This window comes from Acidovorax sp. HMWF029, from assembly GCF_003060895.1.
GTDB lineage: Bacteria > Pseudomonadota > Gammaproteobacteria > Burkholderiales > Burkholderiaceae_C > Acidovorax.
This window is the reverse complement of record NZ_QAIH01000294.1, coordinates 1-1451: the sequence shown is the minus strand read 5'-3', so window position 1 is coordinate 1451 and position 1451 is coordinate 1. Positions and strand designations below refer to the sequence as shown.

Below are 1451 nucleotides of genomic sequence, written 5' to 3'. Positions count from 1 at the left end.
CTCCACGGCATCGGGCGGCCTGTCGGCCGAGCTGCCCTACACCATGCTCGAATTCTTCGAGCTCACCGCCAGTGGCAATGTGTACTTTCGCGTGGCATCGTCGGATGGCCTGGTAGAGCTGGGCAATGCCGACCTGCCCCTGCCGCCCGGCCCGCTCACGCCCGGCGTGCCCCGCTTCTACGACGCCACCTACTTCGGTGAATCCGTACGCCTGGCCGCCTACCGCCGTGCGGTGGACGGCCCTGCCTCCGGGGCCGGGGCCGATGCCAGCAGCGTGCTGGTGCAGGTGGCCGAAAGCACCCGCTCGCGGCAGGAGTTCACCCGCCGCTTTGTGCGCCGGGCGGTGGTGCGCGACACGCTGGTGCTGGCGCTCATGGTGCTGGGCACGGCGGCCACGCTGGCGGTAGCGCTGCGGCCGCTGGCGCGCCTGGCGCGCGAAGTGCAGGCCCGCAGCCCCGACGACATGACCCCCATGGCCGACACCCACCTGCCTGCCGACATCCGCCCCCTGGTGGCTGCCGCCAACCAGCAGATGGCGCGCACGCAAGAACTGGTGGCGCAGCAGCGGCAGTTTCTGGACGACGCCTCGCACCAGCTGCGCACCCACCTCACCACGCTGCAGATGCAGATCGACTACGCCCGGCGCGAGGCCGATGCGGCTCAGGTGCAGCACACGCTGGATGCGATTGGCGGCGAGATCGCGCGCGCCACACGCAGCACCCAGCAGTTGCTGGCACTGGGGCGCAGCGACACGGCTGCGGTGGAACTCGCCCCGTTCGACCTGGCTGCACTACTGCGCGCCGTGGCGCTGGAGCTGCTGCCCCGCGCCCGCGCCCGGCAGATCGACTTCGGCATCCACACACCCACGCCCGAGTTCATGGCCGTGGGCGACAGCGGTCTGCTGCGCGAGGCGCTCACCAACCTCGCCGCCAATGCGATTGCCTACACACCCGAACACGGCACGGTCACCGTGTCGGCTGCAGGCGATGGCCTGGGCTGGAGCATCAGCGTGGAAGACAACGGCCCCGGCCTGCCCGCCAGCGAACGCGATGCATTGGGCCAGCGCTACCGGCGCGGCTCGCAGGCCGCAGCGGGCGGCTCGGGCCTGGGGCTGGCGATTGCGCGCTCCATTGCCGAACGGCATCGGGGCGGCCTGCGGCTGGAAGAAAGCACCGGCGGCAGCGGCCTGCTGGCCATCCTGTGGTGGCCCCGGGGCTGAAAACCCGCACCCCGCAGCGCCCTAGATTCCGCCAGAATTCGCCCGCCATGCCGTCCGCACCATTCCCCCTCCACGCCTTGCACCGCCGCCGCACCCTGCAGTGGCTGGCAGCGCTTGCGGGCACCGCAGGCGCTGCGCACGGACCGGCGGTGTGGGCAGCCGACGCATCGCTGGAGCCCGCCGAATGCATCGCCCCCTCCCGCCCCGGCGGCGGGTTCGACCTGACCTGCGG

The 1451-nt window shown here is 72.0% G+C and carries 1 protein-coding gene and 1 pseudogene; both read left to right on the top strand.

The features are described 5' to 3' along the window. Positions 1-1219: sensor histidine kinase (locus DBR12_RS20205; protein WP_233244963.1), on the top strand; the 1219-nt coding region annotated here is incomplete at its 5' end. Positions 1220-1266: 47 nt separating this feature from the next. Next, positions 1267-1451, top strand: a pseudogene (locus tag DBR12_RS20200) (tripartite tricarboxylate transporter substrate binding protein); the annotation flags it as partial.